Origin of the sequence: Bradyrhizobium sp. CB3481 (assembly GCF_029714305.1) — a bacterium.
In the GTDB taxonomy this organism is placed as follows: Bacteria; Pseudomonadota; Alphaproteobacteria; order Rhizobiales; family Xanthobacteraceae; genus Bradyrhizobium.
The window spans coordinates 6,681,074-6,701,690 of sequence record NZ_CP121647.1 but is presented as its reverse complement, the minus strand read 5'-3'; the positions used below and the strand labels follow the sequence as shown (position 1 = coordinate 6,701,690).

General features: G+C 63.0%; 24 protein-coding genes. 12 read left to right on the top strand and 12 right to left on the bottom strand.

What is annotated here, in order from left to right; all coding sequences use genetic code 11:
• Positions 1-49 precede the first annotated feature (49 nt).
• Positions 50-892, bottom strand: coding sequence for a MoxR family ATPase (locus tag QA643_RS32535; protein WP_283029752.1), 843 nt, complete (start codon positions 890-892; stop codon positions 50-52).
• 101 nt (positions 893-993) lie between these two features.
• Positions 994-1,236 (bottom strand): GlsB/YeaQ/YmgE family stress response membrane protein, encoded by a 243-nt coding sequence (locus QA643_RS32530; protein WP_283029751.1) that lies wholly within the window; start codon positions 1,234-1,236, stop codon positions 994-996.
• 141 nt (positions 1,237-1,377) lie between these two features.
• Here QA643_RS32530 and QA643_RS32525 point away from each other — a divergent pair, with 141 nt between their 5' ends.
• The 3 genes from QA643_RS32525 to sseA all read left to right on the top strand — a co-directional run bounded on the left by QA643_RS32525 (position 1,378) and on the right by sseA (position 4,109).
• Positions 1,378-2,553, top strand: coding sequence for a VWA domain-containing protein (locus QA643_RS32525; protein ID WP_283029750.1), 1,176 nt, complete (start codon positions 1,378-1,380; stop codon positions 2,551-2,553).
• Between the two features lie 156 nt (positions 2,554-2,709).
• Positions 2,710-3,123, top strand: a complete 414-nt coding sequence (locus QA643_RS32520) for a rhodanese-like domain-containing protein (protein WP_283029749.1) — start codon at positions 2,710-2,712, stop codon at positions 3,121-3,123.
• 134 nt (positions 3,124-3,257) lie between these two features.
• A complete protein-coding gene (sseA, locus tag QA643_RS32515; protein ID WP_283029748.1) occupies positions 3,258-4,109 on the top strand; it encodes a 3-mercaptopyruvate sulfurtransferase in 852 nt (283 codons plus the stop codon).
• Between the two features lie 8 nt (positions 4,110-4,117).
• Here the strand turns inward: sseA and QA643_RS32510 are convergent, their stop codons facing one another.
• The gene (locus QA643_RS32510; RefSeq protein WP_283029747.1) at positions 4,118-4,987 is read right to left on the bottom strand and encodes a hypothetical protein; all 870 of its coding nucleotides are present in this window, start codon (positions 4,985-4,987) and stop codon (positions 4,118-4,120) included.
• Between the two features lie 331 nt (positions 4,988-5,318).
• Between QA643_RS32510 and QA643_RS32505 the strand changes: the two genes are divergently transcribed.
• Positions 5,319-6,638 (top strand): L,D-transpeptidase, encoded by a 1,320-nt coding sequence (locus QA643_RS32505; RefSeq protein WP_283029746.1) that lies wholly within the window; start codon positions 5,319-5,321, stop codon positions 6,636-6,638.
• 201 nt (positions 6,639-6,839) lie between these two features.
• Positions 6,840-7,805, top strand: a complete 966-nt coding sequence (locus tag QA643_RS32500) for an NAD(P)-dependent oxidoreductase (protein WP_283029745.1) — start codon at positions 6,840-6,842, stop codon at positions 7,803-7,805.
• 76 nt (positions 7,806-7,881) lie between these two features.
• Here QA643_RS32500 and QA643_RS32495 read toward each other — a convergent pair whose 3' ends face one another.
• Both QA643_RS32495 and QA643_RS32490 read right to left on the bottom strand, forming a co-directional pair.
• Positions 7,882-8,841 (bottom strand): D-2-hydroxyacid dehydrogenase family protein, encoded by a 960-nt coding sequence (locus QA643_RS32495; RefSeq protein WP_283029744.1) that lies wholly within the window; start codon positions 8,839-8,841, stop codon positions 7,882-7,884.
• Positions 8,842-8,968: 127 nt separating this feature from the next.
• Positions 8,969-9,163 (bottom strand): hypothetical protein, encoded by a 195-nt coding sequence (locus QA643_RS32490; protein WP_283029743.1) that lies wholly within the window; start codon positions 9,161-9,163, stop codon positions 8,969-8,971.
• Between the two features lie 231 nt (positions 9,164-9,394).
• On the opposite strand from QA643_RS32490, the gene ettA reads away from it, so the two are divergent.
• The gene (gene ettA / locus QA643_RS32485; protein WP_283029742.1) at positions 9,395-11,044 is read left to right on the top strand and encodes an energy-dependent translational throttle protein EttA; all 1,650 of its coding nucleotides are present in this window, start codon (positions 9,395-9,397) and stop codon (positions 11,042-11,044) included.
• On the opposite strand, the gene QA643_RS32480 is transcribed toward ettA, so the two are convergent.
• A complete protein-coding gene (locus QA643_RS32480) occupies positions 11,019-11,609 on the bottom strand; it encodes a hypothetical protein (RefSeq protein WP_283029741.1) in 591 nt (196 codons plus the stop codon). The two genes, ettA and QA643_RS32480, sit on opposite strands and share 26 nt — an antisense overlap.
• 173 nt (positions 11,610-11,782) lie before the next feature.
• Between QA643_RS32480 and QA643_RS32475 the strand changes: the two genes are divergently transcribed.
• The 3 genes from QA643_RS32475 (at position 11,783) to QA643_RS32465 (ending at position 15,288) form a co-directional block, all read left to right on the top strand.
• Positions 11,783-12,373, top strand: coding sequence for a TIGR00645 family protein (locus QA643_RS32475; RefSeq protein WP_283029740.1), 591 nt, complete (start codon positions 11,783-11,785; stop codon positions 12,371-12,373).
• An 84-nt stretch (positions 12,374-12,457) separates the two neighbouring features.
• A complete protein-coding gene (locus tag QA643_RS32470) occupies positions 12,458-13,639 on the top strand; it encodes a lytic murein transglycosylase (protein WP_283029739.1) in 1,182 nt (393 codons plus the stop codon).
• Between the two features lie 362 nt (positions 13,640-14,001).
• Positions 14,002-15,288 carry an adenylate/guanylate cyclase domain-containing protein gene (locus QA643_RS32465; RefSeq protein WP_283029738.1) on the top strand — a complete coding sequence of 429 codons (1,287 nt, stop codon included), beginning with the start codon at positions 14,002-14,004 and terminating at the stop codon, positions 15,286-15,288.
• Between the two features lie 114 nt (positions 15,289-15,402).
• Here QA643_RS32465 and QA643_RS32460 read toward each other — a convergent pair whose 3' ends face one another.
• Positions 15,403-15,675, bottom strand: coding sequence for a hypothetical protein (locus QA643_RS32460; RefSeq protein ID WP_283029737.1), 273 nt, complete (start codon positions 15,673-15,675; stop codon positions 15,403-15,405).
• A gap of 253 nt (positions 15,676-15,928) precedes the next feature.
• The gene (locus QA643_RS32455; protein WP_283029736.1) at positions 15,929-16,249 is read right to left on the bottom strand and encodes a hypothetical protein; all 321 of its coding nucleotides are present in this window, start codon (positions 16,247-16,249) and stop codon (positions 15,929-15,931) included.
• Between the two features lie 173 nt (positions 16,250-16,422).
• Between QA643_RS32455 and QA643_RS32450 the strand changes: the two genes are divergently transcribed.
• The 3 genes from QA643_RS32450 (at position 16,423) to bfr (ending at position 17,807) form a co-directional block, all read left to right on the top strand.
• Complete coding sequence (locus tag QA643_RS32450; RefSeq protein WP_283029735.1) at positions 16,423-16,728, top strand: hypothetical protein; 306 nt, start codon at positions 16,423-16,425, stop codon at positions 16,726-16,728.
• A 182-nt stretch (positions 16,729-16,910) separates the two neighbouring features.
• The gene (locus tag QA643_RS32445; RefSeq protein WP_283029734.1) at positions 16,911-17,183 is read left to right on the top strand and encodes a (2Fe-2S)-binding protein; all 273 of its coding nucleotides are present in this window, start codon (positions 16,911-16,913) and stop codon (positions 17,181-17,183) included.
• A 138-nt stretch (positions 17,184-17,321) separates the two neighbouring features.
• Entirely contained in the window at positions 17,322-17,807 is a 486-nt protein-coding gene (gene bfr, locus QA643_RS32440) for a bacterioferritin (RefSeq protein ID WP_283029733.1), read from the top strand.
• Positions 17,808-17,857: 50 nt separating this feature from the next.
• Here bfr and QA643_RS32435 read toward each other — a convergent pair whose 3' ends face one another.
• The 4 genes from QA643_RS32435 to QA643_RS32420 form a co-directional block, all read right to left on the bottom strand.
• Positions 17,858-18,460 (bottom strand): MSMEG_1061 family FMN-dependent PPOX-type flavoprotein, encoded by a 603-nt coding sequence (locus tag QA643_RS32435; protein ID WP_283029732.1) that lies wholly within the window; start codon positions 18,458-18,460, stop codon positions 17,858-17,860.
• A 174-nt stretch (positions 18,461-18,634) separates the two neighbouring features.
• Positions 18,635-18,988 (bottom strand): hypothetical protein, encoded by a 354-nt coding sequence (locus tag QA643_RS32430; RefSeq protein ID WP_283029731.1) that lies wholly within the window; start codon positions 18,986-18,988, stop codon positions 18,635-18,637.
• 142 nt (positions 18,989-19,130) lie between these two features.
• Positions 19,131-19,484, bottom strand: coding sequence for an MmcQ/YjbR family DNA-binding protein (locus QA643_RS32425; RefSeq protein WP_283029730.1), 354 nt, complete (start codon positions 19,482-19,484; stop codon positions 19,131-19,133).
• Positions 19,485-19,502: 18 nt separating this feature from the next.
• Entirely contained in the window at positions 19,503-20,564 is a 1,062-nt protein-coding gene (locus tag QA643_RS32420; RefSeq protein ID WP_283029729.1) for an alpha/beta fold hydrolase, read from the bottom strand.
• Between the last annotated feature and the right edge of the window lie 53 nt (positions 20,565-20,617).

The window sequence follows — 20,617 nt, the reverse complement described above, 5'->3', positions numbered from 1 at the left end:
AAAACGAAACGCCAGAACCGTTGGGTTCTGGCGCCGTAGCCGTCACTGCTTACACTTCGCGGCGGCTGAGGAACGCCAGCCGCTCGAACAGGTGCACGTCCTGTTCGTTCTTGAGCAACGCGCCATGCAGCGGCGGGATCAGCTTGCGCGGGTCGCGCTCCCTGAGCATTTCCGGCGTGATGTCCTCGTTGAGCAGCAGCTTGAGCCAGTCGAGCAACTCGGAGGTCGAGGGCTTCTTCTTCAAGCCGGGCACCTCGCGCACCTCGAAGAAGATGCGCAGCGCTTCTTCCACCAGGCGCTTCTTGATGCCGGGGAAGTGCACGTCGACGATCCGTCCCATGGTGTCGGCGTCGGGGAACTTGATGTAGTGAAAGAAGCAGCGGCGCAGGAACGCGTCCGGCAGTTCCTTCTCGTTGTTGGAGGTGATCATCACGATCGGGCGCAGGCTCGCCTTGATGTTCTCACCGGTCTCGTAGACGAAGAACTCCATGCGATCGAGTTCGAGCAGCAGGTCGTTCGGAAACTCGATGTCGGCCTTGTCGATCTCGTCGATCAAGAGCACCGGGCGCTTCTCATGGGTAAAGGCATCCCACAATTTGCCACGCTTGATGTAGTTCGAGATGTCGGAGACGCGGGGATCGCCGAGCTGGCTGTCGCGCAGGCGCGACACCGCGTCATATTCGTAGAGGCCCTGCTGCGCCTTGGTGGTCGATTTGATGTGCCAGGTCAGAAGCGGCGCGCCGAGCGCTTTCGCGACTTCCTCCGCCAGCACGGTCTTGCCGGTGCCGGGTTCGCCCTTCACCAGCAGCGGGCGCTCGAGCACGATCGAGGCGTTGACGGCGACCTTGAGGTCGTCGGTGGCGACATAGTCCTTGGTGCCGGTAAATTTCATCTATCCGTTTGCCTTGTTGTTCTCTTGGTCCGTCAGCCGATTTGGCCTGAACAGTAAACGACCGCCGGTCCGGCGGTCGCGATTGAGTTAGTATGCTTTCCTCAGCGTCTGATCAGCGACAGGATCACCAGGATGATCACCGCGCCGATCGTGGCGTTGATGATGTCGCGGATCCAGCCATAGCCGAGGCTGACGCCGAGCTGCGGCAGCAGCCAGCTCGCCAATAGCGCGCCGATGATGCCGATCACGATATTGCCGACAATTCCGAAGCCTGCACCGCGTACGATCAGCCCGGCAAGCCAGCCCGCAATACCGCCGATGATCAGCGCCGCAATGATGCCCATCGAATTTCCCCTGCCGGAATAAACCCTTTACGGCTTAATTGTAATTGAAAAAGCCTCCCGGTCTAGGCCTGACAGCTATGCGCCGGCCTTTGGCATGCGCCAGCCCTTGACGCGCGCTGTCCAGCGGGCAATCTGTCATCCATGTTCCTGCAATTCTTCACATCGCTCCGCGATGCCCAGGTCCCGGTGACCTTGCGCGAATATCTGACGCTGATGGAGGCGCTCGACGCCGACCTCGCCGATCAGACGGTCGAGAATTTCTATTACCTGTCCCGCGCCGCGCTGGTGAAGGATGAGCGTAACCTCGACAAGTTCGACCGCGTGTTCGGCAGCGTGTTCAAGGGGCTGGAAAGCCTTTTGGACGCGATGGACAAGGCCGAGATCCCGGAAGAGTGGCTGAAGAAGCTCGCCGAAAAATACCTCACCGAGGAAGAGAAGAAACAGATCGAGGCGATGGGCTGGGACAAGCTCATGGAGACGCTGCGCAAGCGCCTCGAAGAACAGAAGGGCCGGCATCAGGGCGGCAACAAGTGGATCGGCACCGCCGGCACCTCGCCGTTCGGCGCCCATGGCTACAATCCGGAAGGCGTAAGAATCGGGCAGGAGAAGAACCGCAACAACCGCGCCGTGAAGGTGTGGGACAAGCGCGAGTTCAAAGATCTCGACGGCAATGTCGAGCTCGGCATCCGCAACATCAAGGTCGCGCTGCGAAGGTTGCGCAAGTTCGCCCGCACCGGCGCACCTGACGAACTCGATCTCGACACCACCATCCGCGAGACCGCCAACCACGGCTATCTCGACGTCGTCATGCGCCCGGAGCGGCGCAACGCGGTGAAGGTTCTGGTGTTCTTCGATATCGGCGGCTCGATGGATTCGCACATCGAGCAGGTCGAGGAATTGTTCTCGGCGGCGAAGTCCGAATTCAAGCACATGGAGTATTTCTACTTTCACAACTGCCTCTATGAAGGCGTCTGGAAGCAGAACAAGCGCCGCTTCACCGACCGCACGCCGACCTGGGACGTGCTGCATAAATACCCGCACGACTACAAGGTGGTGTTCGTCGGCGACGCCTCGATGTCGCCTTACGAGATCATGGTGCCCGGCGGCTCGGTCGAGCACGTCAACGAGGAGGCCGGCGCGGTCTGGCTGGAGCGCGTCACGCGCACCTATCCGCACACGGTGTGGCTCAATCCGGTGGCGCAGAAGCACTGGGACTATTCGGAATCCACCACCATCATCCGGCGGCTGTTGTCGGATCGCATGTATCCGATCACGATCGAGGGCCTGGAGGCCGCGATGAAGGAGTTGGTGCGGTAGGGGATTTCGTGCCCCGGACGCGGCGCAGCGCGCAGCGGTGCGCCGCAGAGCCGGGGCCCATCGATCGGCAGGGATGTGGGTCCCGGCTCTGCGGTGCATTACCGAAGAGGTGCTGCACCGCGTCCGGGACACGCGTGCAAACACAAGAGGTAACAAATGCCCCAGACCATCCACCGCGGCATCAAGGCTCTGATCGACGAGGCCAATGCCGAGATCGAGACCGTCAGCGCCGCCGACGCCATCAAGGCTGCGCAGGACCCTGATATCGTGATCGTCGACATCAGAGATCCCCGCGAGATCGAGCGCGAGGGCAAGATCCCCGGCGCGTTCTCCTGCACGCGCGGCATGCTGGAATTCTGGATCGACCCGCAAAGCCCCTACGCCAAGCCGATCTTCCAGGAAGATAAGAAGTTCATCTTCCACTGCGCCGGCGGCATGCGCTCGGCGCTTGCCGCCAAGACCGCGCAGGATATGGGCCTGAAGCCGGTCGCGCATATGGGCGGCGGCTTCGCTGCCTGGCGCGACGCCGGCGGCCCGATCGAGAAGTGGGAGCCGAAGAAGAAAGCGTAGGGTTAAGCTCTATCCATTATCTCCGTCATGCCCGGGCTTGTCCCGGGCATCCACGTCTTGGCGACACGGCCGAAAGTGAGACGTGGATGGCCGGGACAAGCCCGGCCATGACGACCGCGTGAAAGGATTGTCCTATGCCCACCACCGACCCGCTCGTCTCCACCGAATGGCTCGCCGCCCACCTAAGCGATCCCAACGTCCGCATCATCGACGCCTCGTTCAAGATGCCGGGCGTGCTGCCGCTGCCGAAGGACGACTATCTCGCCGCGCACATTCCGGGGGCGGTGTTCTTCGACGTCGATGCGGTGTCCGATCATTCCAACCCGCTGCCGCACATGTTTCCCAACGCCGAGCAGTTCGGCCGCGATGTCGGCGCGCTCGGGATCGGCAATGACGACACCGTGGTGCTGTATGATTCCGGCGGCTGGGTTGCCGCGCCGCGGGTGTGGTGGATGTTCCTGTCGTTCGGCAAGGAGGTGCGCATCCTCAATGGCGGTCTGAAGAAGTGGGTCGCGGAAGGCCGCAAGGTCGAGAAGGGCGAGGTGACGCCAAAGCCCGCGACGTTCAAGGCGGCGTTCGATGCGCGGCGCGTGCGCAGCATGCAGCAGCTCGTTGCCAATCTCTCGAGCCGTGCCGAGCAGGTGATCGATGCGCGCGCCAACGAGCGGTATCAAGGCAAGGTGGCCGAGCCGCGGCCGGGCCTGCGCTCCGGCCATATCCCCGGCAGCCTCAGCTTGCCCTACAACAATCTGTTCGATGCCGCGACCGGCACGATGAAGCCTCTCGAAGACTTACGGGCAGCGTTCGCCGGTGCCGGCGTCAAGTTCGACGCGCCGATCGTGACGAGTTGCGGCTCCGGCGTCAGCGCCGCGGTGCTGACGCTCGCGCTCTATCGCCTCGGCGTGGAGAACCCGGCGCTCTATGACGGCTCGTGGACTGAGTGGGGCGCCGCCGACGGCCCGCCGGTCGCAACCGGCCCGGCCTGATCAGGCCGTTACCGCGTCGCGCGGGCGACCGGGCCTTGCGCGAACGGGGTTTGGATGAACGGGTTGGCCTGCTGCTGTGCCAGCGCCGCTTCCCGCGCCAGGCGTGCCCGCCGCGCCGCAATCCGCCGCCGTTCCTGGGCCTGCTCCGCGGCCCGCTTCTTGGCGGCGCTGCGGTCGGGCTTGGCTTCCGTCGCCTTCGCTTCTGTCGCCTTGGTTTCCGGTGGGGTGGCCTCGGTCTTTCCCGATGCTTTGGCCGCGGCCTCTTCATCGACGATCACGGCTGGGCCGCCGAGCGTGGCGATCCTCGTCGCGGCGGGGTTGCCTTCGAAGGAATAGATATCGGGGGCGGGTGGAGGCGGGGCTGGCGCGACGGCAGGTTGCGGTGTTTCAACGAGGACGGCGACCTTCACGTCGGCAGCCGGCGCTTGAGACGGAGCGGGCGCTTCGACGACCGTTGGCGCAGACGGCGTGGGCGGCGTCTCAACGGTTGTTTCCTTGGCGGGTGTGTCGGGGTTAGCAGCCTCGGCCTGCATCGGCTCTGGCGTCTTCACCGCTACCAGCTTCTCTGGCTCGATCGCGGCTATATCAGCGGTTGGCGCAACCGGCGCTGAAGCGGCGGGGACGGTTTCCGGAACGGCGACCGGAGCGTTCTCGGCCGGCTTGTCGTCATCAAGCGTCTCGATGCGCAACAGCGCCAGCGTCGGCGGCTGGTCGTCCGTGCGGCGGGCAAACATCGGTTCCGGCGCCGTCCGCCGCGCGGGGAGGTTGGCGAATTCCTCATGCGCGGCGCGCAGCAGGGCGGCAGCGCCAAGCCCAAACACCAGGACCGACATCGAGAGGACGATTGCAGTGAACAGGAAACGAAAGCCGGGAAGCATGGACTCGAGTTCCGCCCTCCGTTGATTTCTGGAGGGTCATTGATGCCAAGGGAACGCGGTGACCACTGGAAGGCGGATTCGTCGGGCGCGAATCAGGCCGCTTTGAGAGTATCTCAGCGCTTGGTCGTTTTTGTTGCAAAATCTGCGGCTCGAAGTCGCGTATCGTCCGCAAATGGCGATTTTCGGCGTGCTGAGGCATCTTTGCCGCAGCCCTGGCGTGATCACAAATGGCCGGCGTGGACCGAATTTCGAGGATTTGTCTTGAATGCGCCGCGATCTTCCGTCATCTGCCGTTAACCGTCCGGTGGGGCTTGGGGTCTAATATAAGGCGATGATGAACAACCGCATTCTGACGATTTGTGCCGCCATTGCCGCTGCCATGGCAGGAACTTCGCTGGCCCATGCGCAACAGGGCTATCCTGCCGGCCCGGCCTACTCGACAGCACCGGGGACGTATGTCCAGGGTGGTTATGCCGCGGCCGAGGATCGCCGCCCCGGTGAACCCGATTTCGACGCCCTTGATGATGACGACACGCCGAACGCGCCTGCTACGGCTGCGTTGCCGCCACCCGGCCCGGTGCTGTCCCCCAACGATCCCCGCTATGGCCGCCCCGCGCCCGCACCGGCTTATTCGGACCGCGGCGCCCCGGCGCCGACGGGCCCGATTCTTTCGCCCGATGACCCGCGCTATGGCCGCCCGGCCACCGCCGCAGCGCCAACCGGTCCGGTCATGTCGCCGGACGATCCGCGTTACGGCCGCCCGGCCGGTCCGCCCCCGGTCATCTATGCCGACCGTCCGCCTGGATCGCAGCCGCAGGTCTATTCGGATCGCGGCGACAGCCGCGTTCCCGGCGCCGGCATCGTCTATCCGAACGACGACCGCGCCGGCCTGCGGCCGCCCGGAGCGATCGGCGCTGTGCCCGGCGCCGCTGCTATGCCGCCGCAGTCGCAACAACCCGCCGTCGGTGCCGACGGCAAGCCGATGCAGGTCGCCGCGCTACCGCCGGAAGAGCAGCCGGAAGTCGGCCCCGCGCAGCTTCCGCCGCACCTGCGCCGCCAGGAAGTGTCCTTCGCGACCAAGGAGCCCGCCGGCACCATCGTCGTCGATACTGCCAACACCCATCTCTACTACGTGCTCGGCGGCGGCCGTGCGATCCGCTACGGCGTCCGTGTCGGCCGCGACGGTTTTACCTGGAACGGCGTGCAGAAGATCTCTCGCAAGGCCGAATGGCCGGATTGGCACCCGCCGACCGAGATGATCGAGCGCCAGCCCTATCTGCCGCGCTTCATGGCCGGCGGTCCGGGCAATCCGCTCGGCGCCCGCGCGATGTATCTGGGCTCGACCGTTTACCGCATCCATGGCACCAACCAGCCATCGACGATCGGCAAGTTCGTCTCCTCGGGCTGCATCGGCATGCTGAACGAGGATGTCTCCGACCTGTTCGAGCGCGCCAAGGTCGGCACCCGCGTCGTGGTGATGCCCGGCAGCCCGCCGCCCGCCAACACCGCAAACGCGGCGCCGGCGCCCGGTGGCCCGGCTCCCGCCGCCGCACCGGCGCCCGGACCCGCACAGGCGCAACTGTCGCCCGCGCCGGGTGGCACCCAGCCGACCGTCGTGCCTCCGCTGCCGGCGCCGGTCACGGTCCGCTAAGCCCAATTTTCGAACGACGTTTGGAAAGGCGCGCCATGTGGCGCGCCTTTTTCATTCATTGCGACGACGTCCTGGTTTATTGGCGGACACGGCGTGATCCGGTTCCGCCCGCCAGATTTCCGCCGCCGCCACATTCGCCGCTTGATTTCACATTCGCTCCGACTACCTGCCGCAGGTCGCAACGCATGTGAGGATCACGCCATGAGAATTCTTGTTGCGGGCGCCACCGGCGCCATCGGCCTCAACCTCGTTCCGCAGCTGATCGCGGCCGGTCACTCCGTCGTCGGCACGACGCGGACGGCGGCGAAGACGGAGCTGATCCGACGAATGGGCGCGGAACCCGCTGTTGTCGATGGGCTCGACGCGGCGGCGATTCGCAGCACGGTGCTTGCAGCCGGGCCGGATGTCATCGTCGACCAGATGACCGATCTCGCCGCCGTCACCGATCTTCGCCATTTCGACCGCGCCTTTTCAACGACCAACCAGCTCCGCACCCAGGGAACCGATTTCCTGCTGGCCGCGGCGCGCGAGGCCGGCGTGAAGCGCTTCATTGCCCAGAGCTTCTGCGGCTGGACCTATGGCCGCAGCGGCGCGGCGGTCAAAACCGAGACCGATGCGCTCGATGTCGATCCGCCGGAAGAACTGCGCCCCACGCTGGAAGCGATCCAATATCTGGAGAGCGCCGTCGCGGGTTCGACGAGTGTCGAAGGAATCGTGCTGCGCTATGGCTCGTTCTACGGCCCCGGCACCGGCATGCTGTCGCGCCCGATGATCGATCAGGTACGGCGCCGCCGCGTGCCGCTGATCGGCGGCGGTGGCGGACGGTGGTCGTTTATCCATGTCGAGGATGCGGCGTCCGCGACCCTCGCGGCCATCGAACGCGGCAAGCCCGGCGAGATCTACAACATCGTCGACGATGAACCGGCTGAGGTCAGCGAGTGGCTGCCTGCGCTTGCCACGCTGGTCGGAGCGAGGCCGCCGATACGCGTGCCGGCCTGGCTTGGCCGGCTCTTCGCCGGCGAGCACCTGGTTTCGATGATGACCGAGGTGCGGGCAGGATCGAACGCCAAGGCGAAGCGTGAGCTCGGCTGGCAGCCCACGCATCCGTCATGGCGCCAGGGATTTGCCGAAGTCGCCAGCGGCGCCACCGCGCAGCGCGCGGCTTAAGACGGCGAGCGCCGGCAGCTGCCGGCTACTGTGCATGGGGTTGTTTTCGATGTTTTGGTTGGGAGCGAGATCGGCGCTACGCCAGCCGCTGCTTCGGCTCGCCCTTGAACCAGGCGTCGATGCCCTCGACCATCTGCCGATAGTGGTTGCGAAAGCTGTCCTCGGTGACGTAGCCGAGATGCGGCGTGATCACCATGTTGTCGAGCTTGCGGAAGGGATGGTCGACCGGCAGCGGCTCGACCGAGAACACGTCGACGCCGGCGCCGGCGATCTTCTTCTGGGTTAGCGCTTCCAGCAGCGCGCCTTCGTCGACGATCGGCCCGCGCGCGGTGTTGACAAGGTAGGCGGTCGGCTTCATCCGCGCGAGGTCGGCGGCGCCGACCAGCCCGCGCGTGCGCTGGCTCAGCACGACATGGATGGTGATGATGTCGGCGGTCGAGAACAGCTCTTCCTTGCTGACATAGGTGACGCCGACCTCCTTGCACTTCTCCGGCGTCAGGTTCTGGCTCCAGGCGATCACGTTCATGCCAAAAGCCTGCGCCAGCTTCGACACCTTGGTGCCGAGCTTGCCGAGGCCTATGACGCCGAGCGTGCGGCCCTCGATCTCCATGCCTACATGCGCCTGTAGCGGCTCGCCGGCGTGCATGCGGGCGTTCTCGCGGCCGATATTGCGCGTCAGCTCCAGGATCAGGCCCATGGTCAGCGGCGCGGTCGGATCGCGGCCCCATTGCGTGCCGCATAGCGTGACCTTGTGGTCCTTGGCCGCTTCCATATCGATCGCCGCATTGCGCAGGCCGGAAGTAATCAGGAGCTTCAGATTGGGCAGCGCCGCAAACATGGTGCGCGGGAACGGGGTGCGTTCGCGCATCGCGCAGATGATCTCAAAATCTTTCAGCGCGCTCGCCGCGGCTTCCGCGGTCGCAAACGGCTGGTTGAACACGGTGATGTCGACGCGATCCCCGACCTTGGACCAGTCGGCGACCTTGAGCGCCACATTGAGATAGTCGTCGAGGATTGCACAGCGCAGCCGCGTCATTGAGAAGGTCCGTTGGTGGCGAGGGTGACGGCGGGAAAAGCCGTCGGGGAGGTCGCCATGGTTGCGCGCAATCGCAGGGCGCGCAAGCCGGACTAAACGCAGGGCAGGCTCAAATAACCGGAAAAGCTCAGTTCTGATCGCCGGGATGCTTGGCGCGCCAGGCCGGGCCCGGGCCGCGCATATAGTGCAGTTCCGGGCGGTACGGGTTGAACGCCATGGCGATGAACTTCCGCCAGAAGGCGCGGAGCTCTGCCAGGGGGTTTGCCAATCCGGCGTCGGTGTGGGCCGGGGTGGACAGGGATGCCGAACTGATCGTAGCCATGACGCGGGCCCTTGTTTTCAGACGCCTTTTCCGGCGCTGAAAACGAGTTTTCGCCCGATTTATTAAAAGATAGTTTCAATTGTCTGGATCTTGCCCGACATGGTGACCATCCCGTATTCACCCGTGGTGAACGGATGGAAAACACCCCCAGGTGCGGTTGCCCTTTGGGGGCCACGCCGCTACATCAGCGGCAGCAAATTTCCCTAAATCCTCCGGTTTCAAGGAAGCGCGATGGCTCGCCAGTTCGTCTATTTCATGCAGGGTCTGACCAAGAGCTACCCGACCCGAAAGGTGCTCGACAACATCCACCTCAGCTTCTACCCGGACGCCAAGATCGGCGTGCTCGGCGTCAACGGCTCGGGCAAGTCGACCCTGCTCAAGATCATGGCCGGCCTCGACAAGGAATATACCGGCGAGGCCTGGGTCGCCGAGGGCGCCCGGGTCGGCTACCTCGAGCAGGAACCGCATCTCGACCCCGCGCTCACCGTCCGCGAAAACGTCATGCAGGGCGTCGCCAAGCAGAAGGCGATCCTTGATCGCTACAACGAGCTGGCGATGAACTATTCGGACGAGACCGCCGAGGAGATGACCAAGCTGCAGGACGAGATTGAGGCCGCTGGGCTTTGGGATCTCGACAGCAAGGTCGACCAGGCGATGGATGCGCTGCGCTGCCCGCCCGATGATGCCGACGTCACCAAGCTTTCCGGCGGTGAGCGCCGCCGCGTCGCGCTGTGCCGCCTCTTGCTGGACCAGCCGGAACTGCTGCTGCTGGACGAGCCGACCAACCATCTCGACGCCGAATCGGTGTCGTGGCTCGAAGGTCACCTGCGGCAATATCCCGGCGCGATCCTGATCGTGACCCACGACCGCTACTTCCTCGACAACGTCACGGGCTGGATCCTCGAGCTCGACCGCGGCCGCGGCATTCCCTATGAGGGCAATTACTCGTCCTGGCTGGTGCAGAAGCAGAAGCGGCTGGAGCAGGAAGGCCGCGAGGAGGCCGCGCACCAGAAGACTCTGGCCCGCGAGCAGGAATGGATCGCATCCTCGCCGAAGGCGCGCCAGGCCAAGTCCAAGGCGCGTTACCAGCGCTATGAAGAGCTGCTCAAGCAGGCGAGCGAGAAGCAGACCACGACCGCGCAGATCACGATTCCGGTGGCCGAACGGCTCGGCCAGAACGTCGTCGACTTCGAAGGGCTCCACAAGAGCTTCGGCGACCGCATGCTGATCGAGGATCTGACCTTCAAGCTGCCGCCGGGCGGCATCGTCGGCGTGATCGGCCCGAACGGCGCCGGCAAGACCACGCTGTTCCGGATGATCACCGGGCAGGAAAAGCCGGACAAGGGCACGATCACCGTCGGTGAAAGCGTGCACCTCGGTTACGTCGACCAGTCGCGCGACGATCTCGACGGCAAGAAGACGGTTTGGGAAGAGATTTCCGGCGGCAACGAACTGATCCTGCTCGGCAAGAAGGAAGTCAATTCACGCGGCTATTGCTCGTCGTTCAACTTCAAGGGCGCCGACCAGCAGAAGAAGGTCGGCGCGCTGTCCGGCGGTGAGCGCAACCGCGTGCATCTGGCCAAGATGCTGAAATCCGGCGCCAACGTGCTGTTGCTCGACGAACCGACCAACGACCTCGACGTCGATACGCTGCGCGCGCTGGAAGAGGCGCTGGAGGATTTTGCCGGCTGCGCCGTCATCATCAGCCACGATCGCTGGTTCCTCGACCGCATCGCCACCCACATCTTGTCCTTCGAAGGCGACAGCCATGTCGAATGGTTCGAAGGCAATTTCCAGGATTACGAGAAGGACAAGATGCGCCGGCTCGGCCAGGACAGCATCATTCCGCACCGCGTCAAGTACAAGAAGCTGACGCGGTGAGCCTCAGCCTGATATCGTCGAACCGGTCGAGAAAGCTGCGCGCGCGTGGCAGCGCGTCATGAAGGAATTGCTTCGGCTCACGTAACCATAGCCCTTCGATCTGCCGCGAGCGTTGTTCTGAGATCAGGACCTCTGTCGGCAGATCGACGAGCGTCGCGTCCCAACCCGGAAAGAACCTCCGGGCACGCCGAAAAGCAAACGACAGCAAGTAGGCTTCCGTCGTCAAGCCGTGGTAGTCGAACGCGTTTCTGCCGTCGGTGACAAAGATGTGGTTGCCGATGTAGCCGGTAGCCGGTTTGATCCAGCGGGCATGGAAGCCGAGGTCGGAATATCTTTCGAGAAATGCGAAGGCGAGCACCTGGCAGGCACCATTCGCGAAGAAATGGCGATCGGGCCGGTGCCATCGCCGCACCGGGTCGGTTTTGACGTTGATCTTCGGAAAGAACATCGCGCCACGTTGCTGAGTCGGTAATTTGGCGAGACTATCGCATTTCGGAGGCTGGAGGGCAGGCGTTCCCTTGTGTTCATCGTGCGATGGCCGCGCGGCCCGCGGCCGTACGATCAAGCTTGGGAAATTTGCACGCTCGATCGTACAAGATCGCTGTTTTGCCTTAGAGGTCCGCTTAACGTGACGATCCCGTAACCTGCGCTGCGGCCAGTTGTCGCTTCACAGCGCGGTCAGATTGCGTAGATATAGGCCTCCTTCCGCAATTCGAATCCCCCAGCGAGCGATCTCTGATGTCTCTTACGCCTGAAACACCCATGCCGCCGGAAGCTCAGCGCAAGGAATTGCGTCCGATTCCGCTTTTGATCTTCAGCTCGCGCTGGCTGCAATTGCCGCTCTATATCGGCCTGATCGTTGCGCAGGGTGTCTACGTGGTGCTGTTCCTGAAGGAGCTGTGGCATCTGTTCGCGCACGCCTTCGATTTCAGCGAGCAGCAGATCATGCTGCTGGTGCTGGGCCTGATCGACGTAGTGATGATCTCCAACCTTCTGGTGATGGTGATCGTCGGCGGCTACGAGACATTCGTCTCCCGCCTCAATCTGGAAGGACATCCCGATCAGCCGGAATGGCTCAGCCACGTCAACGCCAGCGTGCTCAAGATCAAGCTGGCGATGGCCATCATCGGCATCTCGTCGATCCACCTGCTGCGCACCTTCATCGAGGCCGGGGGCCTGGCGTCCGGCAAGAGCGCCTATACCGAGGTCGGCGTGATGTGGCAGACCATCATCCATACAGTCTTCATTATGTCGGCGATCGGCATTGCCTATGTCGATAAATTGTCGAATGCTTCCACCGAACAAACCAAACACGCTGCCTCGCATTGATGGGCGGTATGGTCAACTGGAGTTACAGTTTTGCGAAGGAGAGCGATCGCCGCAATTCTGATAACGACCGCGACGGCGCTTGGAATGTCGTCGCCGGCATTGTCCGCCGACGCCGCCTTTACCCAGTTCATCGCCTCGCTGTGGCCGGAGGCACAGGCGGCCGGCGTGTCGCGCACGACGTTCGATCGGGAGACGAACGGCCTCGAGCCGGATTACAAATTGCCCGATCTCCTGCTGCCCGGTCGCCCCCCGACCGGCGCGCCGGCGCAAGCAGAGTTCGTGCAGGTCCCTGCCGACTATGTGAAGGAAGCTTCCATCGCACGGCTGGCGGCCGAAGGGCAGAAGCTGATGGCGAAGCATCGCGCGGCGCTGAACGAAATCGAAAGCCGCTTCGGCGTGCCCGCCAGCATCGTGCTGGCAATCTGGGGCCGCGAGACCGATTACGGCCGCTACCGCCTGCCGTATGACACACTGCGCGTCGTCGCGACGCAGGCCTATGTCGGCCGCCGCAAGGAGCAGTACCGCGGCGAATTCATTCTAGCGCTGAAGCTGCTCGGCGAGGGTGTGGTGGCACGCAACGAATTTCGCTCGTCCTGGGCGGGCGCCACCGGTCTTACCCAGTTCCTGCCGTCGGAGTATTACAAGCACGGCATCGACCTCGATGGCGATGGCCGCGTCGACATCTGGCACTCGGTGCCGGATGCGCTGGCATCTGCCGCGCAGCAGCTCCTCAACAAGGGCTGGCAGCGCGGCGTGCGCTGGGCCTATGAGGTGAAGGCGCCCGCCAATGTCGACTGCACCATGGGCGTGCCCGAGGTGACGAAGCCGATCGCCGAATGGCTGCGCGCCGGCTTCGTGCCGGTGCGCGGACAGCGGCTCAGCGCCGCCGAGCAGGCGCAGCCGGCCTCGCTGCTGCAGGTGGAGGGGATCTACGGGCCGGCATTTCTGACGACGAAGAACTACTTCGTCATCAAGGAATACAATTTTTCTGATCTGTACGTGCTGTTCGTCGGCCATCTCGCCGACCGCATGGTGAGCCCGCAGCCATTCGCCACGCCATGGTCGGCGTCGACGCAGTTGCGCACGGCCGATGTCGAGGCCATGCAGCGCCATCTGACGCGGATCGGTCTCTACAAGGACAAGCTCGACGGCAAGGCCGGCATGCAGACCCGCGCGGCATTGGGTGCGTATCAGAAGTCGGCAGGGCTGAAGGTCAATTGCTGGCCGAGCGAAGCGGTTTTGCGTTCGATGAGCGGAGCGCGTTGAGACGCGTCCGCTCGGCGCATAAAGGCCTCGTCCTCGCATTTATGCGCGTGCACCGGCACGCGGGATGATCGATTCCGCACCGAGAATTGCCGACCAATAGTGTCAAATCGCGCCCTCCATCGCTGGCACGGCAGTTCCCTCGGCGCGAATCGGCTTTGTGATGCGTTGTCGCCCAGCCGGAATGAACTTGCCCGAGGCTGCGACGTTCCTTGCACAACGGAGCGAGGCCATTCGGTCCTGGAACCGGCAATGTTCCCTTACGAAGTGCCACCTTGTCACAATCGGGGCGCTTCCCAAAAGGTGAACCAGTTGCGCTGCTAAGCGGCGGCTCGGCCTTGTGCGGAGGGGAGCGGAGATCAGCGATGCCGTCAGCGGCACCTGTAAACGAACCTGAACGGCTAGCTGCCCTGCACGCGCTCGATATCGTCGATAGTGCGCCGGAAAGCGCTTACGATGAAATCACCGAGCTTGCCGCGCAGATCTGTCGTTGCCCGGTCTCTTACATCAGTTTCATCGATGACGACCGACGATGGCTCAAGGCAAGGTATGGGCTGCCCGCTGAAGTAACCGATGCACCGCGTGAAAGTAGTATTTGTGCGACGACGATTTGCGGTGCTGATCTGCTCGTCATTCCTGACTTGAAGCGAGATCCCCGTTTTGAAAATTGCGCGATGGCGACGATGGAGCCGCCCTGCCGCTTCTATTGCGGCATGCCGCTCATTACCGACGAGGGCTATGCGCTCGGAACGCTGTGCGTGATAGATTTCGTGCCCCGCGAGCTTTCGTTCGAGCAGGCCGAAGCGCTCAGACGGTTGTCGCATCAGGTGCTGGCGCAACTGGAGCTCCGCCGGAAGCTGATGGAGTACGGCCAAATCATCAGGGAGCTGGATCAAGCGCGGCTTGAGGCGGCTGCCGAGAAAGCGCGCGCGGAGCGATTGCTCCGCAACGTATTGCCGGCGCCGGTCGCCGACGAACTGACGCGAAACGGCAAGGTGAAGCCCAGGTACACGAGATCGGCAACCATTCTGTTCGCGGATGTCAAGGAATCTACGCTGCTGGCCGAGCGGATCGAGCCGGCTAGTCTCATTGGTCTCCTCGACGCGTATTTCTCGGCGCTCGATGAAATCGGCGTCCGGTACGGCCTCGAGAAGGTCAAGACTGTGGGTGACGCCTATATGGCGGTAGCGGGCGTGTTTTCGTCCGACCGACAACATTCGATCGATGTTTGCCTGGCGGCGCTGGAGATGCGAACGCGCCTCGACCACCTCAGGACACGACGCGAAAGTATCGGTGAGAACGCCATGCAATTGCGCATCGGCATCCATACCGGACCGGTCATTTCCGGTGTCGTCGGTAACCGCCGGATGACCTTCGATATTTGGGGCGATGCGGTCAACACGGCGTGGTTCATGGAAGCATTCGGGGTCGCGGGGCGGATCAACATCTCGGGAACTGTCGCCGGGCATGTCCAGGCGCTGTTCGAATTGGAGCCACGCGGCCTTGTCGAGGCCAAGCACCAACGCGCGCACGAAATGTTCTTTCTCAATGGCTTGAAGAAGGAATATGCGCGCGGCCACCTGCCGAATGACCAATTTCTCGCCGAGTACAACCGCCTCGGCGGCTCGCGGTTGTCCGCGCCGCCTGCGTGAGAGCGCATTCGCGCCGCCGCGGGCATTTCCTCGGGATGAGGAGATACAAACAAAAAGCCCGGCCGAGATATCGGCCGGGCTCTTGATCAACGCGCGGTAAGCGCGCTGGTCAGATCAGTTGCAGACCTCGACGCGGCGGTAGCGCCAGTCGTAGCCATCCCAATAGCGCTCGCGGACCATGCGGCACGCCGGGTAGGGCGCTTCTTCCACATAAACCGGACCGCCATAGGCCGGGCGGCTGGAGGCGATCGCACCGCCTATGATCGCGCCGCCGAGCAGGCCGGCCGCCACGCCTGCGGCAACGCCACGCTGGGCGCTTGCGGGTGTCGAGGCAAGCGAACCGGCAATCGTTGCGACCGCGACGAAGGCAGCAAATGTCTTCTTCATGTCCTGGGCTCTCCTGGAGTGGCGCCTTCAGGCGCCGGGTTTAGGGGTGACTCACACGCTGTTTCGAACTGCCGTTTCGCTAAAAAAGCGTACATGGGTCAATCGAAAGTAAACGTCCCAAAACTGTGATCGAAGAAAACGGTTTTTTCGGGCCAAAACAGCATTCATCCCGGAAAAGCAGTGCTTTTCCGGGATGTTGAACGGCAAATTTAATGAAGATGAATGCTGGATAAATTGCTTCCAGCGACGTCTGCTAGTCGCAAACCCTGACGTTACGCACGCGCCAGCCGTAGCCGTCCCAGAACCGCTGCCGCTGCCAGATGCAGGATTCGCCATAGCCGGGATCGACGACATAGGCCGGACCGCCGCCGTAATAGCCAGGTGCGTAGTAGCCAGGGTGACCGTAATAATAGCCGTTCTGGGACGCAATCGCGCCGCCGACGATGGCGCCGCCGATCAATCCGGCAGCGACGCCTGCGGCGACACCGCGCTGCGCCTGGGCGGGCGCGGGAACAGCCACAGCCGACAGGGTCAAAACGGCAGCAGCGCCAAGCGCCATCAATGTCTTCTTCATGGCCTTAACCTTTCTCCGGACGACGGGGTGTTAACTCCGTCACGGTACAAGTTCCACATTTCACTTGAATGATCAATGAACGGCCGTTCCCCCAAGGGCGACGGACCGGCAGACCTCGGCTGGCGGCGGTGTATAGATACCAAGGTCCCGCCCAACCCGTTTCAGGAGACGCGATGACGAGCGTAGTGGCGGCTTTCGTGGTGGCGGTCGGCGGGACATCGCTGATCTACTATCTGGTGGTGAAGTGGGGGAGAAATCACAAAGCTTGGCGCGACAGCCCAGGCAGTGATGATTTGAGCATCGTTCCGGTCGTCAGCTCCAGCGGCGAGAGCCTGAATCTGCTTTCCTGGTTCGGCAGCAACAGCTCTTCCGCGGACGGCCCGAGCTGTGCCAGCAACAGTTCTTCTGCGGAGAGCTCCACCTGCTCCAGCGACAGTTCCGGCGGCGACAGCGGCGGAGACGGCGGTGGCAGCGATTGACGCTGGAGAAATCGCCGGCAAATCGGCGCTAGTTTGATTTACCGCAACACCGCTGTTTAGATTCATTCCAGTATTTCCCCACCATCAGTTTGGAATTGCTTGAAAATGCGGCTTTTCCTTTTGCATCTCACGGCAGTCTTCCATATCGATGAGGGCGCATCACCAAGGGTTCTTTTCGTTTCATGATCGTCTGTTCCTGCAACGTCCTAAGCGACCATGATGTCCGTAATGCCGTGAGTGCAGCTTCGGACCTGCCGCGAAATCCAAAGCAGATTTACGGGTGCCTCGGCTGCAGCGCCGAGTGCGGCCGCTGCGCCCGCACGCTCAAGACCATCATCGACGAAGCGCTCGGCGCCTGCGCCAAGGAGTGCTGCGCCGGCTGTCCGCACAGCCATGCGGCGAACGATGAGCCAGCCGAGGAAGCTGCTCCGGCCTTTGCGCTCGCGGCCTGCTGAAATCCGCTTCGAAATCCACTGATCTCAGGCATTCCCACGGCTTTTTTCGTGGAACGGTTGCCCTTCGCTCCAAACTGATTTAGAAGCGTTCTAAATACAGGTGCGGGCCGCGTTTGGCCCGGGAAATTGGAGTGGACCATGCAGGGCGATCCCAAAGTCATCGATTATCTCAACAAGGGCCTGCGTAGCGAGCTTACCGCCATCAACCAATATTGGCTGCATTACCGGCTCCTGAACAATTGGGGCCTGCTCGACATGGCCAAGGTCTGGCGCAAGGAATCCATCGAAGAGATGGAGCACGCCGACAAGTTCACCGACCGCATCCTGTTCCTCGACGGCTTCCCGAACATGCAGGTGCTCGATCCGCTCCGCATTGGCCAGAACGTCAAGGAAATTATCGAAGCCGATCTCGCCGCCGAAATCGGCGCGCGCACGCTGTACCAGGAAGCCGCAACCTATTGCCACAGCGTCAAGGATTACGTCTCGCGCGACCTGTTCGAGAGCCTGATGAAGGACGAGGAACATCACATCGACTTCCTCGAAACCCAGCTCGACCTGATCGGCCGCATCGGCCTTGAGCTCTACACCCAGAAGCACGTTGGTGGCCTGGAGAGCGGGGACTGAGCTTCCTACCCTCCAGGGGAGGTGATCCAAACCTCGTCGAATCAATTCCCCTACAACTGCGTCTTGTACCGCTCGTAGATCACTTCCTGGCTCTCGCGTTCGCCGAGGCCGGTTTGGTCGTGGATCACTTCGCCGATGCTCGGCATCACCGAGCGTTCGACCTGCGCAGCCGTCCACAGTTTCGAGCGCATCAGCGCCTTGCCGCAATGGAAGTAGGCTTCGCGCACGTCGATGCGCAGCACCGCGCGCGGCGGCTTGCCGAACTCGACCATCGAGGCCATCAGCTCCGGCTCCGTCGTGACGGCGCCCTTGCCGCCGACGCGAAGCGTCTCGTCGATCCCGGGCACAAAGAAGATCAGCTGCACGAAGCCGGAGCCTTCGACGACGTTGCGAAAACTGTCGATGCGGTTGTTGCCGGAACGGTCCGGCATCAGCAGCAAGTTCGGTCCGCCGACATGGATAAAGCCGGGATTGCCGCCGCGCGGCGATGCATCGACGCTGCCGTCCGAGCCCGAGGTGGCCAGCACGCAGAACGGCGACATGCCGATGAACTTCTTCGCATGCGCGTCGATCTCCGGCCGCGCCTTGGCGATCACGCGTGGCGAGGGGGCAGGATAGATCTTGGCGAGGTCGTCGGGGGCAAGATCGGACAAGGGCGGCTCCTTTCGATATCGTTCCAAGACTACCATTCCGCACGTTTTGCGTCATCCCTGGCTGGAAGGCTTCTAGCTCCGTCATTGCGAGGAGCGAAGCGACGAAGCAATCCATCTGTCCCCGAGTGGAGGGATGGATTGCTTCGCTTCGCTCGCAATGACGGGGTTCTATAGTCAAACCGCATCCGCCGGGACGAAGCAGCTAATGATGATGCTGCCGCGGTGATGCACGTACCACACCACGGCTTCGCCGATCGGATTGCCCTGGTCGCGGATGACCGCGCGCTCGGGCACTTGCATCCACTGGCCCTCGATCGGCACCCAGTAGGCGCCGCCGCGAACGTCGTAGGCGGTGCGGTGGCCGTCCGAAATATCGCAGCAGGGCACGCCGTTCGGCGCGATCACGCTTTTAAACCAGGCGCGGATATCCGGCGGCACGTGGTCGAACTGTCCCCTGTCGACGGCGAGCGCGGTGCTGCCTCCTGGCAAAAGCCAGGCGAGCAAGGCGAATGGCGCGAGCCTCCGCATCCAATCCTCCGCTTTGGTTTGTCTTGTGGTCGCGGACATCTCGATCCTCGACTCGTTGAAGACAATTCAAGCGGAGACTGTGCGCGGATGCACGCTCAAATAATGAGCGATATCAGTGACGCCGGTTTGATGCGGTGCGAAATCAAGCCTTCTTCTTGCCGCGCGCGCTCGCTTTCGCGCGCGATTTCGGCGCGACATTCTTCCACGCCATAACAAGCGCGCTTTTCAGCGTCGCCGCGTCGGCCTTGGCGAGAACAACATTGGTGTAGCCCTGCTTGCCCCAGCCGCCCGGCACCGGGCGGAAGATGTCCGGCTCGGCGTCGACCAGCATCGATTGCTGTTCGATCGTCAGCTTCAGCGTGCCCCAGCTTTCGTCGGGATGGCCCAGCGTCGCGAAGATGCGTTTGCCGACGCGGAAATCGGCCTTGCCATGATGCGCGCTTTCCACCGCATCGGAAAGCGTCAGGGCTATCCGGCGAAAACGGCTGGCCGACATCGCTCGCCCTGTTACCGTCTACATCGCCCGCTGCGGCGCGCTCTGCAGCAGCTCTTCCAGCTGCTTCTTGTAGAATTTTGCATTGCCGGTCGTGAGATGGCCGCGCGTCTCGCTTGAGGCCGGGATCAGGAACAGGCGGCCGTTCTTGACGCGCTTCATTGCGGCATCGGTGACGCCGGTCTCCGGCGGATTGCGCTCGTCGTCGGCGGCGTTGATGAGGAGCAGCGTCGCCTCGATCTTCTCCAGCGAGGGCGCCGGATTGTAATCGTGCGAGGCTTCCCATTGGTAGATGAAGTCGTTGGCGTCAGCGGTGACCGCGGTCGCCAGCCGGTCGTCGACCATCTTGTCGGCCTTCGCCGCCGTCGGCGCCAGTGCCTGATAGGCCAGCGTGCCGCCGCCGGTTGCAATGCCATAGGCGCTGATGGCGTATTTCATCATGCGCGGCTGGCTGGTGTAACTGCCGCCATTATAGTCGGGATCGTTCTTGATGGTCTCCAGCATCATCCGCCGCAGCATCCAGTTGCGCGCCGCCATTTCGGTCGGCTGCGAAGCCATCGGCACCAGCGCGTCCATGAATTGCGGGTACCTGCCACCCCAGATCCAGGTGTGCATGCCGCCCATCGAATTGCCGATCACGAGCCTGACATGCTTGATGCCGAGCCCTTCGGTGAGGAGGCGATATTGCGCGTCGACCATGTCCTCGTAATTGTATTTCGGAAACGCGGTCTTCATGCCGTCGGAGGGCTTTGACGATTTGCCGTGGCCGATGCCGTCGGGGATGATGATGTAATATTTTGCTGCATCGAGCGGCTGGCCGGCGCCGAACAATTCGCCGCCGAACGTTGCTGTCAGCATGCTGGCCGCCGAGCCGCCCGAGCCGTGCAGCACCAGCACCGGCTGCCCGCTGGGCTCGCCGATCGTGGTGTAATGCAGCCGCAGTTCTCCCATCGTCTCGCCGGTGTGGAATTTGAAATCCCTCGCGATCCAGTCGCCCTGTTTCGGCGCCGGAAAATCGGCGGCGAGGGCGGTGAAGGAGGTCAGGGCGAAGGCCGCTGACAAAACTGCGCGCGACAGGTGCATGATGGTCTCCCCAGAGCTTGCGGCCGTCTTGTGCGCCGCTTGCCGGGAACCTT

Bases quoted from the DNA above. Each gene is read 5' to 3' on its own strand.
- QA643_RS32535 (WP_283029752.1), bottom strand. From the start codon at position 892: ATGAAATTTACCGGCACCAAGGACTATGTCGCCACCGACGACCTCAAG.
- QA643_RS32530 (WP_283029751.1), bottom strand. From the start codon at position 1,236: ATGGGCATCATTGCGGCGCTGATCATCGGCGGTATTGCGGGCTGGCTT.
- QA643_RS32525 (WP_283029750.1), top strand. From the start codon at position 1,378: ATGTTCCTGCAATTCTTCACATCGCTCCGCGATGCCCAGGTCCCGGTG.
- QA643_RS32520 (WP_283029749.1), top strand. From the start codon at position 2,710: ATGCCCCAGACCATCCACCGCGGCATCAAGGCTCTGATCGACGAGGCC.
- sseA (WP_283029748.1), top strand. From the start codon at position 3,258: ATGCCCACCACCGACCCGCTCGTCTCCACCGAATGGCTCGCCGCCCAC.
- QA643_RS32510 (WP_283029747.1), bottom strand. From the start codon at position 4,987: ATGCTTCCCGGCTTTCGTTTCCTGTTCACTGCAATCGTCCTCTCGATG.
- QA643_RS32505 (WP_283029746.1), top strand. From the start codon at position 5,319: ATGATGAACAACCGCATTCTGACGATTTGTGCCGCCATTGCCGCTGCC.
- QA643_RS32500 (WP_283029745.1), top strand. From the start codon at position 6,840: ATGAGAATTCTTGTTGCGGGCGCCACCGGCGCCATCGGCCTCAACCTC.
- QA643_RS32495 (WP_283029744.1), bottom strand. From the start codon at position 8,841: ATGACGCGGCTGCGCTGTGCAATCCTCGACGACTATCTCAATGTGGCG.
- QA643_RS32490 (WP_283029743.1), bottom strand. From the start codon at position 9,163: ATGGCTACGATCAGTTCGGCATCCCTGTCCACCCCGGCCCACACCGAC.
- ettA (WP_283029742.1), top strand. From the start codon at position 9,395: ATGGCTCGCCAGTTCGTCTATTTCATGCAGGGTCTGACCAAGAGCTAC.
- QA643_RS32475 (WP_283029740.1), top strand. From the start codon at position 11,783: ATGTCTCTTACGCCTGAAACACCCATGCCGCCGGAAGCTCAGCGCAAG.
- QA643_RS32470 (WP_283029739.1), top strand. From the start codon at position 12,458: ATGTCGTCGCCGGCATTGTCCGCCGACGCCGCCTTTACCCAGTTCATC.
- QA643_RS32465 (WP_283029738.1), top strand. From the start codon at position 14,002: ATGCCGTCAGCGGCACCTGTAAACGAACCTGAACGGCTAGCTGCCCTG.
- QA643_RS32460 (WP_283029737.1), bottom strand. From the start codon at position 15,675: ATGAAGAAGACATTTGCTGCCTTCGTCGCGGTCGCAACGATTGCCGGT.
- QA643_RS32455 (WP_283029736.1), bottom strand. From the start codon at position 16,249: ATGAAGAAGACATTGATGGCGCTTGGCGCTGCTGCCGTTTTGACCCTG.
- QA643_RS32450 (WP_283029735.1), top strand. From the start codon at position 16,423: ATGACGAGCGTAGTGGCGGCTTTCGTGGTGGCGGTCGGCGGGACATCG.
- QA643_RS32445 (WP_283029734.1), top strand. From the start codon at position 16,911: ATGATCGTCTGTTCCTGCAACGTCCTAAGCGACCATGATGTCCGTAAT.
- bfr (WP_283029733.1), top strand. From the start codon at position 17,322: ATGCAGGGCGATCCCAAAGTCATCGATTATCTCAACAAGGGCCTGCGT.
- QA643_RS32430 (WP_283029731.1), bottom strand. From the start codon at position 18,988: ATGCGGAGGCTCGCGCCATTCGCCTTGCTCGCCTGGCTTTTGCCAGGA.
- QA643_RS32425 (WP_283029730.1), bottom strand. From the start codon at position 19,484: ATGTCGGCCAGCCGTTTTCGCCGGATAGCCCTGACGCTTTCCGATGCG.
- QA643_RS32420 (WP_283029729.1), bottom strand. From the start codon at position 20,564: ATGCACCTGTCGCGCGCAGTTTTGTCAGCGGCCTTCGCCCTGACCTCC.